The organism is Mucilaginibacter sp. P2_A5 (genome assembly GCF_056404995.1).
This window is the reverse complement of record NZ_JBFUCY010000001.1, coordinates 173,037-192,110: the sequence shown is the minus strand read 5'-3', so window position 1 is coordinate 192,110 and position 19,074 is coordinate 173,037. Positions and strand designations below refer to the sequence as shown.

17 protein-coding genes are annotated in these 19,074 nt (G+C 43.2%); 10 read left to right on the top strand and 7 right to left on the bottom strand.

Annotated elements, in window-relative coordinates; translation table 11 throughout:
- Positions 1–61: 61 nt before the first annotated feature.
- From aroA to AC1DXF_RS00700, 4 genes are all read left to right on the top strand, one after another.
- Positions 62–1,378 (top strand): 3-phosphoshikimate 1-carboxyvinyltransferase, encoded by a 1,317-nt coding sequence (gene aroA / locus AC1DXF_RS00715; RefSeq protein ID WP_477445089.1) that lies wholly within the window; start codon positions 62–64, stop codon positions 1,376–1,378.
- A 200-nt stretch (positions 1,379–1,578) separates the two neighbouring features.
- Positions 1,579–2,673 (top strand): chorismate synthase, encoded by a 1,095-nt coding sequence (gene aroC, locus AC1DXF_RS00710; protein ID WP_477445087.1) that lies wholly within the window; start codon positions 1,579–1,581, stop codon positions 2,671–2,673.
- 101 nt (positions 2,674–2,774) lie between these two features.
- Complete coding sequence (locus AC1DXF_RS00705) at positions 2,775–4,013, top strand: MFS transporter (protein WP_477445085.1); 1,239 nt, start codon at positions 2,775–2,777, stop codon at positions 4,011–4,013.
- Entirely contained in the window at positions 4,010–4,636 is a 627-nt protein-coding gene (locus tag AC1DXF_RS00700; protein ID WP_477445083.1) for an HAD family hydrolase, read from the top strand. Before AC1DXF_RS00705 ends, AC1DXF_RS00700 begins: the two co-directional genes overlap by 4 nt.
- A gap of 19 nt (positions 4,637–4,655) precedes the next feature.
- Here AC1DXF_RS00700 and AC1DXF_RS00695 read toward each other — a convergent pair whose 3' ends face one another.
- Complete coding sequence (locus tag AC1DXF_RS00695; RefSeq protein WP_477445081.1) at positions 4,656–5,171, bottom strand: DinB family protein; 516 nt, start codon at positions 5,169–5,171, stop codon at positions 4,656–4,658.
- A complete protein-coding gene (locus AC1DXF_RS00690; protein WP_477445079.1) occupies positions 5,171–6,181 on the bottom strand; it encodes a glycosyl hydrolase in 1,011 nt (336 codons plus the stop codon). The genes AC1DXF_RS00695 and AC1DXF_RS00690 overlap by 1 nt, the downstream gene beginning before the upstream one ends.
- A gap of 132 nt (positions 6,182–6,313) precedes the next feature.
- Here AC1DXF_RS00690 and AC1DXF_RS00685 point away from each other — a divergent pair, with 132 nt between their 5' ends.
- The gene (locus AC1DXF_RS00685) at positions 6,314–7,855 is read left to right on the top strand and encodes a L,D-transpeptidase family protein (RefSeq protein WP_477445077.1); all 1,542 of its coding nucleotides are present in this window, start codon (positions 6,314–6,316) and stop codon (positions 7,853–7,855) included.
- A gap of 58 nt (positions 7,856–7,913) precedes the next feature.
- Here AC1DXF_RS00685 and AC1DXF_RS00680 read toward each other — a convergent pair whose 3' ends face one another.
- The 3 genes from AC1DXF_RS00680 to AC1DXF_RS00670 all read right to left on the bottom strand — a co-directional run bounded on the left by AC1DXF_RS00680 (position 7,914) and on the right by AC1DXF_RS00670 (position 12,083).
- Complete coding sequence (locus AC1DXF_RS00680) at positions 7,914–8,699, bottom strand: murein L,D-transpeptidase catalytic domain family protein (protein ID WP_477445075.1); 786 nt, start codon at positions 8,697–8,699, stop codon at positions 7,914–7,916.
- 216 nt (positions 8,700–8,915) lie between these two features.
- Positions 8,916–9,497: a nitroreductase family protein gene (locus AC1DXF_RS00675; RefSeq protein ID WP_477445073.1), complete on the bottom strand. Its 582-nt coding sequence runs from the start codon at positions 9,495–9,497 to the stop codon at positions 8,916–8,918.
- Between the two features lie 153 nt (positions 9,498–9,650).
- Positions 9,651–12,083: an alpha-ketoacid dehydrogenase subunit alpha/beta gene (locus AC1DXF_RS00670; RefSeq protein ID WP_477445071.1), complete on the bottom strand. Its 2,433-nt coding sequence runs from the start codon at positions 12,081–12,083 to the stop codon at positions 9,651–9,653.
- Positions 12,084–12,219: 136 nt separating this feature from the next.
- Between AC1DXF_RS00670 and AC1DXF_RS00665 the strand changes: the two genes are divergently transcribed.
- On the top strand, positions 12,220–12,618 hold the full coding sequence (locus AC1DXF_RS00665) for a DUF1573 domain-containing protein (protein WP_477445069.1): 399 nt from the start codon (positions 12,220–12,222) through the stop codon (positions 12,616–12,618).
- Positions 12,619–12,788: 170 nt separating this feature from the next.
- On the top strand, positions 12,789–14,015 hold the full coding sequence (locus AC1DXF_RS00660; protein WP_477445067.1) for a pyridoxal phosphate-dependent aminotransferase: 1,227 nt from the start codon (positions 12,789–12,791) through the stop codon (positions 14,013–14,015).
- 48 nt (positions 14,016–14,063) lie between these two features.
- Here AC1DXF_RS00660 and AC1DXF_RS00655 read toward each other — a convergent pair whose 3' ends face one another.
- Positions 14,064–14,945 (bottom strand): isocitrate lyase/PEP mutase family protein, encoded by an 882-nt coding sequence (locus AC1DXF_RS00655; RefSeq protein ID WP_477445065.1) that lies wholly within the window; start codon positions 14,943–14,945, stop codon positions 14,064–14,066.
- Positions 14,946–15,112: 167 nt separating this feature from the next.
- Here AC1DXF_RS00655 and AC1DXF_RS00650 point away from each other — a divergent pair, with 167 nt between their 5' ends.
- Complete coding sequence (locus AC1DXF_RS00650) at positions 15,113–15,703, top strand: DUF4202 domain-containing protein (RefSeq protein WP_477445063.1); 591 nt, start codon at positions 15,113–15,115, stop codon at positions 15,701–15,703.
- Between the two features lie 162 nt (positions 15,704–15,865).
- Positions 15,866–16,255, top strand: coding sequence for a VOC family protein (locus AC1DXF_RS00645; RefSeq protein ID WP_477445061.1), 390 nt, complete (start codon positions 15,866–15,868; stop codon positions 16,253–16,255).
- 129 nt (positions 16,256–16,384) lie between these two features.
- On the opposite strand, the gene AC1DXF_RS00640 is transcribed toward AC1DXF_RS00645, so the two are convergent.
- On the bottom strand, positions 16,385–17,809 hold the full coding sequence (locus AC1DXF_RS00640) for an MATE family efflux transporter (protein ID WP_477445059.1): 1,425 nt from the start codon (positions 17,807–17,809) through the stop codon (positions 16,385–16,387).
- Between the two features lie 249 nt (positions 17,810–18,058).
- Here AC1DXF_RS00640 and AC1DXF_RS00635 point away from each other — a divergent pair, with 249 nt between their 5' ends.
- On the top strand, positions 18,059–18,649 hold the full coding sequence (locus AC1DXF_RS00635) for a class I SAM-dependent methyltransferase (protein ID WP_477445057.1): 591 nt from the start codon (positions 18,059–18,061) through the stop codon (positions 18,647–18,649).
- Positions 18,650–19,074: the final 425 nt, after the last annotated feature.

The window sequence follows — 19,074 nt, the reverse complement described above, 5'->3', positions numbered from 1 at the left end:
GGTTATTCCTTTTTAACGTATAACGTATTACGTAAAACGTACAACCTAACAAAATAAAGTGATGCAAAACATCATCCTGAGTAAAAGTAATAAGTATATAAAAGGCACGGTAAACCTCACCGGTTCAAAAAGTGAATGTAACCGTGCCCTCATTATCGAAGCGCTGAGCAACGGTAAGGTTAAGGTAGATAATGTATCCGATTCGGCCGATTCGGTGTTGTTGGCAGGCATCTTGAGGTCGTCAGTTGGCAGTGGTCAGTTGGCAGTTAGCAGCGGGGAAGCACTCACTACTCACGATTCGCCACTCACTACTCACCACTCACCACTCACCACTGTAGATATCGGCCCGGCCGGTACGGCAATGCGTTTTTTGACTGCTTATTATGCCATACAGGATGATGAGGTGATTTTAACCGGTAGCCAACGGATGAAGGAAAGGCCGATAGGTGTATTGGTAGATGCGTTGACGGAACTTGGTGCCCATATAGGTTTTGAAGAAAAAGAGGGCTACCCTCCTATCAAACTTAAAGGCGGTTTTGAGCAGCTTACACCTCAAATCAGTATAAAAGGTAACATCAGCAGTCAGTATATTACTGCACTTTTGCTAATAGCTGCCCGCTTACCGCTTGGTTTGGAATTACATATTGAAGGCGAACTAACATCGCGCCCTTATGTAGAAATGACATTGGCTATGTTACAAACAGCCGGTATCCAGCACACCTGGACCGACAATGTGATTGCCATAGCCCACCAGGATTTTGCCACAACATCATTATACATTGAACCGGACTGGAGCGCGGCATCGTACTGGTACGCGATAGCAGCCCTTGCCGATGAAGCAGAAATATTCCTGACCGGCTTAACCGCGTACAGTCTGCAGGGCGACAGCGTGATAACCGAGATAATGGCCAACTTTGGTATCACATCGCAATTTAAAGATGGCGGCGTACATTTACTAAAAGAAGCAAAACCACTGAGCCGCAAGATCTTCGACATGAAGGAATGCCCCGATTTGGCACAAACCGTAATTGTAGTGTGCGCGGCATTAGGTCACGAGGCTACTTTCACCGGTTTAGAAACTTTGAAAATCAAAGAAACCGACAGGGTTTTAGCTTTACAAACCGAGCTTGCCAAAATGGGCGTTAAACTCATCGAAAAAGGCCAGGTTTATAAACTGGATTGCAGCGAAAAGTTTATCCCGGAGCGTATGTTCATCAACACCTACCACGATCACCGTATGGCCATGGCCTTTGCACCACTGGCGCTGATAGTTCCTCAACTGGAATTTGAAAACGGCCCGGTAGTCGAAAAATCATACCCGGCATTTTGGGATGATTTGGAGAAGCAAGGGTTTACAGTGGAGGAAGTGGAAGGTTAAAGGCGAAAGGTTAAGGGTGAAAGGTTAACCATGCACCCAAATATGTCATTGCGAGGTACGAAGCAATCGCGAACTGTGCACAGTTGCATTGCATCCTTGCGATTGCTTCGTACCTCGCAATGACATAACTAAATATAAATCATGAAATTTGACCTTTCTAAAGTCTCAAATCTCATATCTAACATCTCACATCTAATAAAATGGCAGGCAATTCATTCGGGCAGGTATTCAGGATAACCACTTTTGGCGAATCGCATGGCGAGGCCATTGGGGTAATAATAGATGGCTGCCCGGCACAGTTGGTGGTTGATATCGATTATATACAAGGCGAACTGGATAAGCGTAAGCCTGGTCAGTCAAAAATCACCACACAGCGTAAAGAGGCAGATACGGTAAGGATCTTATCCGGTGTGTTTGAAGGCAAAACCACGGGCACTCCTATTGCTATGCTGATCCCGAACGAAGATCAGCGGTCAAAGGATTATACGCACAACGTGGACGTGTTCCGTCCCTCGCACGCAGATTACACTTACCAAACCAAATACGGCATTCGCGACCATCGCGGTGGTGGCCGTTCCTCGGCCCGAGAAACCGCGGCGCGTGTTGCTGCCGGCGCCCTGGCCAAACTATTGCTCAAAACCCAGGGAATTGAGATTGCAGCGCATGTAAGCAGCGTTGGCAAAATTGACGCGCCAAATGTGGAGATCAAGAACGTACAGGAATTTATTGACGAACGCGAAAAAAACATAGTAAGGTGCGCCGACCCGGCAACCGCCGAGGAAATGATAGCGTTTATTGATGGCGTGCGTAAGGATGGCGATACCGTTGGCGGCAAAGTAAGCTGCTACATCAAAAATTGTCCCGTTGGCTTGGGCGACCCGGTATTTGACAAACTGCACGCCGATTTAGGTAAAGCTATGCTAAGCATCAACGCGGTACACGGCTTTGAATTTGGTTCCGGTTTTGCAGGCAGCGAAATGCGCGGTTCTGAGCATAACGATATTTTTGTTAAATCGCATTTGGGCGATGTAACTACTATTACCAACTATTCTGGCGGGATCCAAGGCGGTATCAGCAATGGTATGCCTATCGAATTTAAGGTAGCCTTTAAACCGGTGGCCACAATCATGAAAAACCAGGCCACTATCGATAGCGAAGGCAATGCCGCCGAAATATCAGGCAAAGGTCGTCATGACCCTTGTGTAGTGCCACGTGCTGTACCTATTGTAGAGGCTATGGCCGCACTCGTTTTGGCCGATCACTGGTTACGCAACCGTAATTCAAAACTGAGCTAAAAGGAGAAAAGCTAAAAGCGGAAAGCCTAAGGCAGAAAGCTTTTATTGCTTTGGGCCTTAGGCTTTCTGCTTTTAGCCTTAAAAGCTATCTTTGTTTAACCATGCTAACTCCTGTTATACAATCCTACAAAAACGCTTACGACGGACTATCAAGAAACAGCTGGTACCTGAGCCTGGTAATGCTCATTAACCGGAGCGGCACTATGGTAGTTCCGTTTATGAGTGTTTATATGATTAGGCAATTGCATTTTACGGTAATACAGTCGGGTTGGGTAATGGCGTTTTTTGGCATTGGCGCATTTTTCGGAGCCTTTTTGGGCGGTAAGCTAACCGATAAAATAGGTTTTTACGATGTACAGGTTGGGGCCTTGTTTTTAGGCGGCATCCAGTTTATTATTTTAGGCTATCAGCATTCTTTTATCAGTATCAGCATCCTTACGTTTGTGCTAAGCATATGTAATGAGTCGTTCAGGCCGGCCAACTCGGCGGCAATTGCGCATTATGCCGATGAAACTAATAAAACACGCTCATACTCCTTAAACAGGCTGGCTGTTAACCTTGGCTGGGCGGTTGGCGGTGGTTTAGGCGGATTTTTAGCTTCTATCAATTACCACCTGCTGTTTTGGGTTGACGGCTGCACCAATATTTTGGCTGCCATACTTTTGCTGAAACTAATGCCCCGCTCGCAAATCAGGAAATCAGTAAAAGATGTGTTGAAAGAAGCAAAATCGGCAGCTGCCCATACTGATAGTGTGTTTTTAATATTCATCATTTTAAACACTCTGTTCTCTTGCTGTTTCTTTGAGTTTTTTATAACCCAGCCTGTGTTTTATACTATACAATGGCATCTCGGCCCGCGTTTTATCGGCTTTTTAATGGCCCTGAACGGGATTTTGATTGTAGCTATCGAAATGGTACTTGTTCATAAGCTCGATGGCAAAAGGCACCCTTTAACTTATATCAGCGCTGGGGTGCTGTTAACGGGCATTACATTTGTTTTTTTGAACATACTCCCGCATAGCGCCTGGATAGCCGTTTTAATTGTAGTGATGATAACTTTTGGCGAAATCATTGCGATGCCATTCATGAACTCCTTTTGGGTAAGCCGCACAACCAACACCAACCGCGGATCATACGCGGCTATATATGGCATGTCATGGTCAACCGCCCAGATCATCGCACCAGCCGTTGGCGCACGAATTATTACCTATGGTGGTTTTGATAGCTTATGGTGGGTATTTGCCGGCATTTGCCTGTTTGTATCTGTAGGTTATTACATCATGAAAAAAAGCACAACAAACAAACCGATCACCTTGAACCCTGTTGAAAATATATTATGAAAAAGGCCATTATTTTAGACCTGGATAACACCATATACCCGGTTAGCTCAATTTCTGAAAATCTTTTTGGCGTGGTGTTTGAATTTGTAGACAGCCTGGCGGAAGAAATTGGTACCGAAGAAATAGAGAAGGTGAAGGCAGAAATGCAGCGCCGGCCTTACCAGCAAGTTGCCGAAAAATTCAACTTTAGCCAAGCGGCAAAAAGCAAAGGCCTTGATTTGCTTAAAGACCTGGAGTATGCCCTGCCAATGCAACCCTACGAGGAGTATAAATACATCAGCGCAACCCCGATAGATAAGTACCTGGTTACAACAGGTTTTACCAAACTGCAATGGAGCAAAATAAGGTTATTAGGCATCGAGGGAGATTTTAAAGCGATTCATATTGTTGATCCGCAAGTATCGCCCGAAACTAAAAAGGATATCTTCGCGATGATTATGAACAACAATAACTATCAGCCCGAAGAGCTGCTGGTCATTGGCGATGACCCTGAGTCTGAAATAAAAGCGGCCGGTTCATTAGGTATCGATACATTTTTATTTGATCCGGAAGACAGGCATGCAGGCGCATTGGTAACCCATTCATCAAAAAACCTTAAGGATGCAGTGGCCGCATTTATGTAGATCGGGGAATTGCGAGTTTCTATAAGTATTGTTTCAAAACCTTAACGGTAACCAGCAATTGCCCTAAATGGCGCATCGTATGTTCGGCAGCATGCACAAAAAGTCCAATAACGGTTGATGGAACTTGTGCGCGCCCCACTCCCCTAACCTCGGTTAATATCACCTGGTCGGTTTCGGCCAGTTGCTTCAAAGCTGCGTCAACCTGTAAATTAAATCGCTCAACTAATAGTGCAGTAAAAAGGTCTTCATGAGGTTTACCCTCCCCGGCTAAATAGGCCAATTGCTCCGTGGAGAGCCCCTCTCCTTTTGCATAGGTAAAAAGCCTGTCGAGCACGCCGGTCAAATGCTGTAAATGAAACCCCGGCGATGCCATCCTCGCAACCTTGTCCCAAAGTAATGAGTCTGAAAAATCGGTCATCAACTCGTTCAGTTCCTCCCTGGCTTGTAATAAAGCATGGGCAACGGGTTGCAGCAATGGCGGGATATCATTTAATGGGCCCCGCAGCCAAACTTCAGGTTGTTTACTTTCAGCCATTATTGTTTTTGTAGCATATCTTTAACTTCATCGTGGTTAAGGGTTTGTGGCAGGTTATAAATTTCCTTAACCCGCTCATGGGTGTTATCGGTCCAAAGCCAGCTTGTCCACACCATAAACCAGGCCCACTCGGGTTGGGCTGCCAATACTTCCGGCCTGGGCAGTTCGCCGGTTTCGCCAAGCACTGTAATTTTGCCGTTGGCCAGCTTTAACAACTCATCGTAATCTTTTTGCTCGTAATCAAAGTGGTACACATCCGATCCAAGGATATCAACATAATGGGCACCCGGATAATATAGTTTATAATCATATGCTTCATCTTTAGGAATATCGCGCAAGCCGTTTGCTCCCCATACCCATATCAGGTTATTCAGGTGATGATAATTGGTGTACCTGTCGTACATCATTTTCCATAGCTTTTGGATCCCGTTTTTTCCTTTTTTATCGCCCCACCAAAACCACACGCCATTCATTTCGTGGTAAGGCCGCCACAAAACGGGCACATGCGAATCCCGCAACTGTTTTAAGTAAACCGCTTTTTTATCTATATCGGCCAGCCATCTTTTATTTAGGGGCGTATTTGGCGTAGTTAATTCTGTCCATTCCGCATCGGTTAGCTTGCCCTGGATGCTTGTTTTCCAATCGTACGGCGCATCGTCGGTTGGCCGGCCCTGGTGCCACATAATGGTAACCAGGTAGCCATCGTGCCATTTCTTTTGGGCTTCGTAAACAAGCTTTTGCCCCAGGTCCTTATCGCCCCACAACATAAAATCAGAGCCCCATAAGGCAGGATATTTCCCGGTAATGGCGTAGGCGCTATCAGAAAACGTATTCAGGTCACTATTATAATTCTGCTGGCCCGATAGGATGTGCCTGCCCTTTATTTGGTATAAAAAGGATAGTAATTTAACCACTTCGGGCGATGCATTTTTGTTCACCGGCTTAAAACCCTGGGCAAAGGCCAGAAATGGCAGAAAAGTTGTTGCTATAAGTAATAAGTATCTTTTCATTAAATGGCCTGTTGAGGCGATTATTCAAATATTCCTGATAAATTGTCCGATTTCAAATTTAATTAAAAACTTGCAGCCTTTGTGGTATGGCTATTGCTATTAATAAGCTATATTTAACAGATTTTTATAGATATGCCCCCCGTCACGAAAAACAAACTTTCAATTTCCGCTATCCTTATTTCGTTATTTGCTTTATTATTAACTTTTGAAAGCTGTAAAAAAAAGCATGACAAAATAGCCAATAATCTTTTCAAAATAACTAAAAACAAAGTCTTCAAAAATTTTGATGACGATGCGTATGTTGTTGTGTTTAAAAAAGAGCTGGAGAATGAAAAATTAAAACTATCCAACGAACCGGTGATCGAAGCTTTTTACAAAGCAAATAATTACCTGCCTGTATTTGTGATGGACCACCTGGCCAACGGCGACCTTGATGCCATACCCGATTATTACGATAAGGCGACTGACCATGGCATCGATCCTAAACTATTTAGCACCATGGAGCTAAAAGCGATGGTTGCTAAGTTTCATGATGCAAACAGCATCAAAACTACAGATGAAGCTTATACTGAACTGGCAAAATTGGAGTTACTGGCAACCAGCTCATTAACAAAATATGCCAATGCCGTGCAGTTTGGCTTGCTTAATCCAAAAAAAATCTATTCGAGGTATTTTACTGCCACGAAACGGCCCGACAGCACATCGATGAAGGCCGCGCTGATGGCAACAGACACAAAGGCATACCTGGATAGCATTCAACCTAAAGACCCACAGTATATTGCCTTGCAAAAAGCTTACCTGCACGGCGATACGTTTGATGGCTTATCAAAAGAGGAAACGCAACGGTACCTGTTGGTTAATATGGAACGCTTGCGCTGGCGAAATAAGCCTTACGAGCCTAAATATGTATATGTAAACATCCCGGATTACAGGCTTGATGTTTTTGAAAATGGCAAATCTGTATTAAACATGAAGGTTTGTGTTGGCCAGGGCCGAAACATGGACGCGCAAAACAGCCTGGTAAAATATGATGATACCTGTGCAATTGATAAACCTTTCGCGCGTGAAACGCCGCAGTTAAGTAGTTTAATTCACAGTGTTGATGTAAACCCCGTATGGAACATACCACGAAGCATAGCTACCAAAGAAATTATTATAGAGGCCGCTAAAGACAGGTATTACTTATCAAACAAAAACATTGATGTATATAAAGATGGAAAACTGATTGATAACCCCGAAGATGTTGATTGGTCTACTGTTACCAAAGAGAACCTGGACTATGACTTTAAACAACGCCCCGGCGAAGACAACTCTTTAGGAAAGATCAAGTTCCTGTTTAAAAACAAAAGCAGCGTTTACCTGCACGATACTCCCGCCAAATTGGCCTTTGGGCAATCTATGCGTGCTGTAAGCCATGGCTGCGTACGCCTTGGCGATCCACAAGCCTTAGCTAAAAATCTTTTTGGAGAAGGCGAGGATTTTGATACCATTGTAGAGGATATGGCTACTGACAATCCCGACCCTACCAGCATCGCATTGCCTAAAAAAACACCTATATATATTACATACGTTACCTGCTGGACCGATGAAACCGGCGCAATACAACATCGGCAGGATGTATATGGATTGGATATTGTGCTATATGCACACCTGAAAAAATTTCTGAGCAAATAAAAAAACGTCCGACTGGTTCAGCCGGACGTTTAGATTTATAATTGGATAGGCTATATTTTTACAGTTTTGCTATATCAAAAGACGTAGAATCGGCCGCTACCTGGTTTAAAGGGGCTGTTTCATCAAGGTATTTTGAGGTGTAAGTATCATCGTTGCCATTGATAAAAAGCACCGATTTGCCCTGGATGTTATCTATTACAAAATTCACCACATTAGGCGCAACCGCGGGGCACCCAAAGCTACGGCCTAACCGGCCCTGCTGGTCAATGGCGCTTTGCCCTACATATTTTGCCGCATGGACAACGATATCACGAAAACGCGCATTGGCATTAAAACCCGAATCCAACCCATCCAAATGCAACGACCGGCCATGTTTACCTATATAAACATTATCAGTAATATAAAAGCCTAAGCTGCTTTGGTGCGAATCGTTACGATCCGAAAAATGTTCGGCCATTTCCATACCACTTCCGGATCCGTGGGCAACCCAGGTATTTAACAACAATTGTTTACTAAATAAGTTAATGATCCACATGCGCTTTTCGCGACTCGATTTATTAAAATCGACAATGGTTAATACCGCGCTGTTTTCCGGTATTCTGTGCGATAGTTTTAAATTGGTATAACCAGTAAATGCCTTTTCAAATACATCAAAAGCCAGTCCCGATCCTTGTAAATCGGCAGCCATATATAGGCTGTTTACGTACTGATTAAATAATTCTTTGGCGGCAAGTTTTGAATTTACACCGCCGTCTGATTTGTTAGCACCTGGCGACCTCCAACTTATAATAGTTACAGAAAACAAAAAAATCGCCACTACAAAGCCCCAAAAACATTTCCTCATACTTGTGTTGAGTTTAATTTTTAATCAATAAGTTAAATTAACAAAGGCTTAGAATTGATAAATGACCGGTATTAGGAACCGGACAATCACAAATGTATAGTTTTCATTTCAAATAAAAAAGCATTTTCAATATTTTTTTATTTAAAATGAAACTTTATTTCAATTAACGAAACTACTGAGTTATACGAAGTGAGTAATGAAAAGGTTGGGTTTATATCATTTAAACCACTTCACTTTGTTATCGAGGGGAATTGTTCGTTTTCCTTCAGGGTTTTGATCGGTATAGCCAAGATATAATACGCCCATAACCTGATCTTCTTCCCGCAGCTGCAAAAAATCTTTAAAGCCTGGCTTTAAGATGGCTCCGCCGGTACTCCAGAATGAGGCCATATTTAATGCTGTAGCACCCAGCAGGATATTCTGAATTGCACTTGAAACGGCTGCTACTTCTTCAAACGGCAGTATTTTGGGCAGGCTGCCCCTTTCCATAATGGCTATGATGACATGAGAAGCTTTATCGCCCTGGTGCTGCAGGTTGCTATAAACGGTTTCGTTAAATTCATCGGCGCTTATGCCTTGCTTGTAAACATCGGCATGCTGCTGGCAAAACGCGGCAGGGTTTTCATATACGATAAAACGCCATGGCTCGGTAAAGCCGTGGGTTGGCGCCCAATCTGCAAGCTCAAGCAAGGCGGCGATATGGCCGTTTGGAGCTTTGTGCCCGTTCATCATGTTAGGTTTAACCGAACGGCGGATTTTTATAATATTGGCAACAGTAGCAAAGGAATTTGAATCCATGGGCGAAAGAATCAAGAGTTAAGAGTCAAGAATTAAGACTGGAATAAAAAAGTAATTGATTTCTATTTATTAAGCAAATCTGAATAAGAGTCAAAAACAGGTAAGCCACTTTTGCGCTTTTCTTGATTCTTGACTCTTAACTCTTGATTCTTCTTAAAAGATCGGCGGAAATTTAGCCGGGTTTGCTTCGCTTACGATGGCGTAAACTGCTTCAATAATATCATCCAGGGATGGCTTGCTGAAGTAATCACCATCCGAACCATATGGTGGCCTGTGTTCTTTAGCGGTGAGCGTACGCGGCTGGCTATCCAGCGAATAATACCCTTTTTGGGCTTCAACAATTTGTTGAATAATATAGGCCGATGCCGCGCCCGGAACATCCTCATCAACAACCAGCAGCTTATTTGTTTTCTTTAATGAAGCACCACAAAGATTCTCTTTATCAAACGGATATAAAGTTTGCGGATCGATAACTTCAATATTAATACCCATCTTTTCCAATTCTTCGGCGGCCTCTAAAACGATACGCAACGTTGAGCCATATGATACCACGGTAACATCGGCACCCTCCCTCATAACCTCGGCCTTACCCAACGGAACGGTAAACTCACCAACGTTTGCCGGGAGTTTTTCTTTCAGGCGGTAGCCGTTAAGGCTTTCTATAACCAACGCGGGTTCATCGCCGCGCAGCAAAGTGTTGTACATACCTGCAGCCTGGGTCATGTTACGCGGCACACAAATGTGAAAACCACGCATCGAACCCAATATCATCCCCAGCGGCGATCCTGAATGCCAGATTCCTTCCAGGCGGTGGCCCCTGGTGCGTATAATTAACGGTGCTTTTTGCCCGCCGAAAGTGCGGTAACTCAGGCTACCAATGTCGTCGCAGATAACCGTCATAGCATATATCAGGTAATCAAGGTATTGAATTTCGGCAATCGGCCTTAGTCCACGCATGGCCAAACCCATGCCCTGGCCAATGATAGATGTTTCACGGATACCGGTATCAGTTATCCGCAAATCGCCATATTTGCTTTGCAGGCCGGCAAATCCCTGGTTTACATCGCCAATAGCGCCAACATCCTCACCAAATGCCACAATAGTTTTATCCCTGGCAAAATTGGCATCAAAGCAGGCATTTAAAACTTCGCGGCCATCTACCGAACGGGCATCATCGCTGTAAGCCACAGGCACAACAGGAACATAAAGAGGCGATTGCGGTGTATTTGAAAATAATTTTGTGTTGTATCTTTCGTTATTTTTTACCTTTTCTGCATTTAACCAGTTTACAAGTATTTGCCTTTCCGTCGAGTTCTCTTTAGCGGTAGCCCTCAAGGTTTTCCTTACAGCCGAAACAATTTCCTTACGGCCTGCATCATAGCTCTTGCGCAGCTCGTCAACAATGTCGGTCAGTTTTTCTTTAACAGAAACGCCTTCGGCAAATTGTTCAATCATTTTTGCTGCTTCTTCAAGCTCAGCATTAATTAAAGTGACTAACTCCCCTGCCGCTTCGCGTTGGCAATCACGTACATATTTTTTTGCCTCTGCTTCCAACTCATCCAACTCTTGTTCGGTTGAAATGGCCGAAGCAATCATCCACTGGCGCATTTTCAGCAAGCAATCGTGCTCATCCTCCCAGGTCAGGCGGTCTTTTGATTTATATCGCTCGTGTGAACCCGACGTTGAATGGCCTTGTGGCTGGGTCATCTCGGTAACGTGAATGAGTACCGGAACATGTTCTTCACGGCATAAAGTAATGGCACGGGCATAGGTTTCACAAAGGGCTATATAATCCCAACCCTTTACTTTAAAAATCTCGAAGCCATTTGAGCCATTTTCGCGCTGAAAACCTTTTAGTATTTCGGAGATATCTTCTTTGGTAGTTTGCAGCTTAGCTGGTACCGAGATAGCGTATGCATCGTCCCAAATAGAAATTGCCATTGGTACCTGCAGCACACCTGCCGCGTTAAAGCATTCAAAAAATACGCCTTCGGATGTGGCGCCATTGCCTATAGTTCCAAAGGCAACCTCGTTACCATTAACCGAAAACTGTTTAAGGTATTCTAATTCTGTATTCTGACGATATAGTTTTGATGCGTAAGCCAAACCCAGCAAACGCGGCATGTGCCCGCCGGTGGTTGATATATCTGATGAGCAATTCATCGTTTCGGCCTGGTTTATCCAGCTACCATCGGCATTAATAAAACGGGTTGCATAGTGGCAGTTCATTTGCCGGCCGGCCGAAGCGGGATCTTTCTCCACATCGGGGTGGGCATAAAGCTGCGCAAAAAACTCCCTGAGGTTGCTCATGCCTGTTGCAAACATAAAAGTTTGGTCGCGGTAATAGCCCGCGCGCCAATCGCCGGCGCGGAAGGCTTTGGCCATAGCCAGTTGTGCAACTTCTTTGCCATCGCCAAAAATACCAAACTTGGCCTTGCCCGTTAATACCTCTTTGCGGCCTATAATACTGGCTTGTCTGCTCTCATAACCAATACGATAATCTTCAATAACGATCTTTTTAAAATCATCAAAACTAAGCTCTGCGGTATCAAATTTACTGGTGGCACGAATTGCAGTTCCAGGCATATAAAATTTCGTTTAGACGGTAAAATTATAAAATTCTATTTTGTATTTGGTATAGTAACACTTAAAACATGAAGTATTGCTAATAGTTTTGTTATTACATTAAACCTTTTATATTTGTATTAATCAAATATAGCATATGAAAAAGATATTACTGATCTGCGCAGTTGTTTTAGGTTTTGCCTTCACTGCATCGGCACAAGATAACCAAAAAGCCGAGTTTAAATTCAACGAAGAGAAGCACGACTTCGGCAAAGTACCCCAGGGTACACCTGTTACTACTGTTTTTGAATTTACAAACATTGGTAAAGAGCCACTTATACTTACCGAAGTAAGGCCGACATGCGGTTGTACTATTGCAGATTATACCAAAACGCCTGTAAAAAGCGGTGATAAAGGTTTAATTAAAATCACTTATAATGCTGCAGTAGCTGCCCCTTTTAACAAAACTATTGTGGTTAAATCAAATGCGGTTACACCCGAAAAGTATTTAAACATTATAGGCGAAGTTGTTGCCAAACCAGCGTCAAGCAAGTAAAACGCTCAGTAAAACCTTCTTTATACCGAAGGCGGTATAAGATATAGAACACCGCGATGCGGTGTTTTTTTTTGCATTTTGAATTTCAATTGACAAATAATCAAAATGAATCCGGGTTTTAGCGCAGGCGACAGGTTTCAGCGCCGGATTTTTTTTTAGTAATTTTGCACATGCCAAAAATATCTCAGAAAGGGCAGCGAATGCCCGCATCCCCCATTCGTAAATTAACGCCTTATGCTGATCAGGCTAAGCTGGACGGCAAAAAAGTGTACCATTTAAATATTGGCCAGCCGGATATTGAAACACCCGAAGGTATGCTAAGTGCCATCAAAAACATTGATTTTAAAGTTTGGGCCTATACCCCATCCGAGGGCACTTTAAGCTACCGTAAAAAACTTACTCAATACTATAACAAGCTGGGTTACAATATTACCCCGGATAACATCATTGTTACCACCGGCGGATCTGAAGCTATCACGATAGCCATGATGGCCTGTTTAGATTCGGGCGATGAAGTGATTATTCCCGAGCCTTTTTATGCCAATTACAACGGCTTTGCCAGCCAGAGCGATATTGTGGTAAAACCTATTCTATCTTACATCGATAACGGATTTGCCCTGCCCCCTATCAGCGAATTTGAAAAGCTGATAACCGATAAAACCAAAGCTATCATCATATGTAACCCTAATAACCCGACAGGCTACCTGTATTCACAAGAAGAATTGGAGGCTTTAAAGGCATTGTGTTTAAAATATGACCTTTACCTGTTTTCGGACGAAGCTTATCGTGAATTTTGTTACGATGGCCGCAAATTTATTTCGCCGATGCATTTAGACGGGCTGGATGATAACGTGGTGGTTATGGATACCGTAAGCAAACGTTACAGCGCATGCGGCGCGCGTTTGGGTTGCCTGATTACCAAAAATACAGCATTACGCACAGCAGCATTAAAGTTTGCCCAGGCCCGGTTAAGCGCAGGCATGGTTGAACAAATTGCCGGTGAGGCAGCCGTTGATACGCCCGACGAATATTTTGAAGCCGTAAATAAAGAATATACCAGCAGGCGAAATACCCTGGTAACCGCATTAAATAACATAGATGGCGTTTATTGCCCTAACCCCGGCGGCGCTTTTTATGTAGTGGCACAGCTCCCTATTGACAATGCCGATAGGTTTTGCCAATGGATGCTGGAGACCTTCAGTTACAACAATCAAACTGTAATGATGGCGCCCGCAACAGGTTTCTACAGCACACCGGGTGCCGGCACAAATGAAGTACGCATGGCTTATGTACTTAATAATGATGACTTAAAAAGCGCCATGATTTGCTTGGAGGAGGCTTTGAAGGTGTATCCCGGAAAGGTAGTAGCGCCAGAGCAGCTTGTTGCTAAAAATTAGTGTTTTCAGCACGCATTTATTTTATGATACTTTACAACAAAACCCGGCTTACCGCTGGGTTTGTTGCATTACGAGGTTATTTTTAACGTCCCCGAATAACTTATTCAAATTGCCATATGGTGGTGCATGGTCGGCATAGTTAAAAGTGCCGTTTTGAAGTATCTCTTCTGCTGCGCTAAAGATCGCCCCGTAAGCTGCCCGTATTAGCGATGAGCCGATACTTACGCGCTTCACGCCAATATCTTCGAGCATATTTAATGAAAAATCACCACCAGAAAGGCCCATAACTACATTAACCGGTCGCGGCGCTACGGCCTTAACTACCGCCTCAATTTCCTCGCGAGTTTTAAGTCCGGGTGCAAATAACACATCGGCTCCGGCATCGGCAAAAGCCACAAGCCGTTTAATGGTATCTTTTAAGTCGGGCCTGCCGTATATCAAATTTTCGGCCCTTGCGGTTAATGTAAACGGATACGGCCTGTCACCGGCCGCCTTTACGGCGGCTTTCACCCGTTCAACAGCCAGTTCAAAGGGATAAATGGGATCAGCTGGATTTCCGGTGGCATCTTCAATAGAACCACCTGCTAAACCGGCATTTGCCGCCATGATAATTGTTTCGGCGCAAATGATGGGGTCATCACTATAACAATTTTCCAGGTCGGCAGATACAGGCAAACTGGTGGCGGCAATAATATTTTTCACATTCTGCAGGGTTTCCTCCCGTGTAATTGACGCATGTCCATCAGGCTTACCCAATGAGAAAGCAAGCCCGGCGCTTGTTGTAGCAAGCGCCTTAAAACCCAACGTTTCTAAAATCATTGCCGACCCTGCATCCCATGGATTAGGAACTACAAAAATACCTGCCCTTTGATGCAGCATTTTAAACTCATTGGCCCTGGCTTCAAATAAACTTACTGTAGGTGTATCCATAAAATTGATGCTTTAGGTAGATAGCAACAAATCTATTGGATATTTGTGACACCGGGCAACACTATTTAAGCCCGGCAGTTTCATTTTGGGATTAGTAAGATCCGGGAATTTATGGTGATTTGAAAAAACTATGATAGCTTTATAAATAATTATCCTATTTTAAACCTATGAATAGATTAGATAAGGCATTTGAGCTATTTGACGCCTATAATAAGCAAGATCCCCGTAGTTTTACCTGGGAAGGTACAACGGCGCCACAGGAATATTTTTTTGCCATTAAATTATATGAATGGGTTTTAAAATTAGATCCTGATGCTTCCGAAGAATTATTATTGGCATCCAGAAGTCAGCACATCGGCAGATGGGAAATCCCGCGTGAAGATTACCCGGAAGGACGTGAGCCCTATTTGAAATGGCGCAAAGACCTGGCCCTGCACCATGCCGCCATTGCAGACCGTTTAATGAAAGATGCTGGTTATGACGACGAAACATCGGATCGTGTTAAACAAATCATCCTGAAGAAACGAATTAAGGTTGATGCTGATGTGCAGACCATGGAGAACGCGCTTTGCCTGGTATTCCTGCAATTACAGTATGAAGAATTCAGGAAAAAGTATGAACAGGAACCAGAGAAAATAATTAACATCCTTCGGAAATCACTATTAAAAATGGATGGGCACGGGCACCAGTTTGCATTAAAACTGCCTTATTCGGAAAATGGGTTAGAGCTGATTAATGAGGCGTTAAGCAGGTTGTAATTTTGTACGGCATTTTTTATGGAGCAGGCGCGTTTATAAACCACCCCAACGAGGTTTTATAAATACATGGAATAGATTTTTAGTTGTGCATTTCACCTTTTCTTGAACTATCATATTGAAATTAATTACAAGGCTGTTTTTCTCATTATGAAAACGTAAAACATGACAAAGCTTAACTTCATTTCGCCTTTTTTTATTGTTTCCAATATACACGATTCGGTGGCTTTCTATATATCTAAACTTGGGTTTGAAGTACGGTACATGGGCCCCGAAGGTGATCCGTTTTTTGCTATGGTAGGCCGCGGCCCCGTTTCCCTTATGCTGAAGGCAATCACAGACGACATACAGCCCATCCCCAACCCTACCCGGCACGAATGGGCAGCCTGGGATGCCTACATTTCCGCTGAAGAACCTGACACCTTATTTGAAGAATTTAGTCGGGCCGGTATAACCTTCCGGAAACCCATCCACAACAATAGCGACGGGCTGCGTGGTTTTGAAGTGACAGATGCCGATGGCTATGTTTTATTTTTTGGACGGCCAAAAGGATAACGACCATTTGCTTTACCAATAGCTATCCCCGCCCAGGTGGCATAAAAAAGCTTACCATGCAATACAAACATGATTCAAATCCATCAAGTCCACCAAAAAAATTAAGTAATCTTTAAGAAGGATCGTGCCCTACACCATGGTTTTCTTCCATTTTCCACGCTTAAATAATATGTAAGCGGCTATGGTCAATCCTATTTCGGAAATGGGGATGGTTACAAAAACGCCCGTTGGCCCCATCTCAAAATACTTAGCCAATAGATAAGCGAAAGGAATTTGAAATAACCAAAATGTAAAAACGTTAATTTTAGTTGGAGTCCAGGTATCGCCGGCTCCATTAAACGCGCTGGTTAAAACCATACCCACGCCGTAAATAATAAAGCCGCCGCTTAAAATTTGTAACGACCGGGTGGCCACTTTTTTAACCTCCTCATCGTCTGTAAAAAACGAGGCAAACAAATGTCCGCACGTTAAAAACAGGATGCTCACGATACCCAAAAATACAACAGTATATTTTATAGTTTGAAATACCGATTGCTCTGCCCTATCCAACTGCCCGGCCCCTAAATTCTGGCCAACCAGCGTTGCGGCTGCGTTGCTCAAACCCCAAGCCGGCAACAGGAAAAACATCATCAGCCGGAGGGATGTTTGATAACCTGCAGAACCATGATCGCCCCCTGTTGTGGCAACCAATTGTGCCAAAAATATCCAGCTGCAACTGGCTATTACAAATTGCAAAATACCCGGCGCAGCAACTTTAATAATCGCCTTAATCTGCTGCCAGTCGGGTATAAAATAGCTTATGCGGATTTTTAAGGCATTTTTGCCATTAAATAAATTGTAAACCTGGTAAGTAACTCCCAACCCACGGCCAATGCTGGTGGCTATGGCCGCTCCCGTTAATCCAAAAGCAGGAATTGGCCCAAGCCCCCTGATAAAAATAGGGCATAAAATAATGTTTGCCATATTGGCAATCCATAAGCTACGCATGGCAATGGCGGCATTACCGGCCCCTCTGAAAATGCCATTTATTAAAAACAACAATACAATAATGATACTGCCGCCCATCATAATGCGAACGAATGGAGTTCCATGATCTGCTGTTTCTGCCGAAGCGCCCATGATCAAAAGCAGTCCCCGGGCATGTAAAAATCCAAAAATACTTATACCCAGGTTGATGGCCACCGCTATGATAATGGTTTGCATTCCGGCTTTTGACGCGGCTTCAGGATTTTTTTCGCCAATGCGGCGGGCAACAACTGCCGTTGCAGCCATACTTAAACCTATGGCCAGCGAATATATTACGGTTAATACAGATTCGGTTAAACCCACTGTTTGAATTGCGTGACTGCTGTTTTTTAAATGACCTACAAAATAAAGGTCAACCAGTGCAAAAACAGATTCCATGGCCATTTCCAGCATCATGGGGATAGCCAGTAAAACAATTGCCCTTTTTATGCTGATAGAGGTCAAATCAACTTCCTGACCCTTTATCGCTTGTTTTAAAACCGAGAAAAAAGAAGATACCCTACCCTGTTTAGTAACCGATTGTGACATATTATAAGCTTGTATTTGTTTTAGGGAACGGTGTTTTATTTAGGCCCTGAATTACAAATATAATGAAACCTTTGGTTAGGCAAGCGGTGATCAGGACCACATAAAAACAAAAGTACTTTGAAATAAAAAGCAAATAACTATTTTTGTATCCATATCACGCTGACGACAGTTACAAGCTGGAATGTAACCGCCACGTTATTAAGTGATGAGTTATAAACATGCACTCATGATTACCTAAACATAATTTAGATGAATAAACAAACCGATTCCTTTTACAATAAGTTCTCCTTATTATATCCACTGGTAGATGTGTTCCTCAAACCACAAAAGAAAGTTTTGTTTAACGAGATCAATACGTTGCCCGAGGGCAGTTTACTTGAGATTGGTGTTGGCAACGGCGCTCATTTCCAGCTCTATAAAAAGCATAAAATAATTGGTATCGATACATCTGCAGCCATGCTTGAAATCGCCCGCAAAAAAAGCTGCGGAGACATCAAGGTTTTCAAGATGGATGGCAAAGCGCTCTTGTTTGATAATGAAGAATTTGATTACGTTGTCCTCTCGCATGTAATAGCCGTGGTAGATAATCCGGAGCAATTATTGGAAGAAGTGTTAAGGGTATTAAAACCGCAAGGACAAGTGTTCATTCTTAATCATTTTACACCCAATAACTGGCTTAGGCATATCGATCATGTATTTGAAATAATTTCAAAGATCCTTCGCTTCAGATCGGTTTTTTACATTCATGAAATAGCTACGATCAAAAAGTTTAATCTTTTAAAAGAGGTTCATTTTGGCTTAGCATCCTATTTCAAACTTTTAATTTATCAGAAAAAGTGAGCAGGAAATATATTCTAATTTGCCTATCGTTATTCATCAGCCTATTTATCTATTTATTTTACCGGACAGACAGGACAGTTGTGAACGAAATCGTCATCAGGACAATTTCATTCGGGACCTACAGCATGTTAAAGGCGCACATGGTAAAAGTATTGCCGTTGAATAACATCATCATCTATTCGTTACCTGAAGGGCTATGGGTATTTTGCATTACGCTTACTTCAAAACCGTATTATATTACGTGGAATAACCGGCGGATTGACGGCATGTTTATTCCCCTTATATTCTGTTTTACTTTAGAAATACTTCAGCTCTTTCATATTGCCAATGGACGATTTGATTTTATGGACATCGGAATTTCCATTATATTTTGGCTATTAGGCAGTTACCCTCTAATTGATAAATCTGAAAAACAGAATATCTTT

Coding starts and splice junctions, on each gene's coding strand:
- aroA (WP_477445089.1), top strand. CDS start 62: ATGCAAAACATCATCCTGAGTAAAAGTAATAAGTATATAAAAGGCACG.
- aroC (WP_477445087.1), top strand. CDS start 1,579: ATGGCAGGCAATTCATTCGGGCAGGTATTCAGGATAACCACTTTTGGC.
- AC1DXF_RS00705 (WP_477445085.1), top strand. CDS start 2,775: ATGCTAACTCCTGTTATACAATCCTACAAAAACGCTTACGACGGACTA.
- AC1DXF_RS00700 (WP_477445083.1), top strand. CDS start 4,010: ATGAAAAAGGCCATTATTTTAGACCTGGATAACACCATATACCCGGTT.
- AC1DXF_RS00695 (WP_477445081.1), bottom strand. CDS start 5,171: ATGGCTGAAAGTAAACAACCTGAAGTTTGGCTGCGGGGCCCATTAAAT.
- AC1DXF_RS00690 (WP_477445079.1), bottom strand. CDS start 6,181: ATGAAAAGATACTTATTACTTATAGCAACAACTTTTCTGCCATTTCTG.
- AC1DXF_RS00685 (WP_477445077.1), top strand. CDS start 6,314: ATGCCCCCCGTCACGAAAAACAAACTTTCAATTTCCGCTATCCTTATT.
- AC1DXF_RS00680 (WP_477445075.1), bottom strand. CDS start 8,699: ATGAGGAAATGTTTTTGGGGCTTTGTAGTGGCGATTTTTTTGTTTTCT.
- AC1DXF_RS00675 (WP_477445073.1), bottom strand. CDS start 9,497: ATGGATTCAAATTCCTTTGCTACTGTTGCCAATATTATAAAAATCCGC.
- AC1DXF_RS00670 (WP_477445071.1), bottom strand. CDS start 12,083: ATGCCTGGAACTGCAATTCGTGCCACCAGTAAATTTGATACCGCAGAG.
- AC1DXF_RS00665 (WP_477445069.1), top strand. CDS start 12,220: ATGAAAAAGATATTACTGATCTGCGCAGTTGTTTTAGGTTTTGCCTTC.
- AC1DXF_RS00660 (WP_477445067.1), top strand. CDS start 12,789: ATGCCAAAAATATCTCAGAAAGGGCAGCGAATGCCCGCATCCCCCATT.
- AC1DXF_RS00655 (WP_477445065.1), bottom strand. CDS start 14,945: ATGGATACACCTACAGTAAGTTTATTTGAAGCCAGGGCCAATGAGTTT.
- AC1DXF_RS00650 (WP_477445063.1), top strand. CDS start 15,113: ATGAATAGATTAGATAAGGCATTTGAGCTATTTGACGCCTATAATAAG.
- AC1DXF_RS00645 (WP_477445061.1), top strand. CDS start 15,866: ATGACAAAGCTTAACTTCATTTCGCCTTTTTTTATTGTTTCCAATATA.
- AC1DXF_RS00640 (WP_477445059.1), bottom strand. CDS start 17,809: ATGTCACAATCGGTTACTAAACAGGGTAGGGTATCTTCTTTTTTCTCG.
- AC1DXF_RS00635 (WP_477445057.1), top strand. CDS start 18,059: ATGAATAAACAAACCGATTCCTTTTACAATAAGTTCTCCTTATTATAT.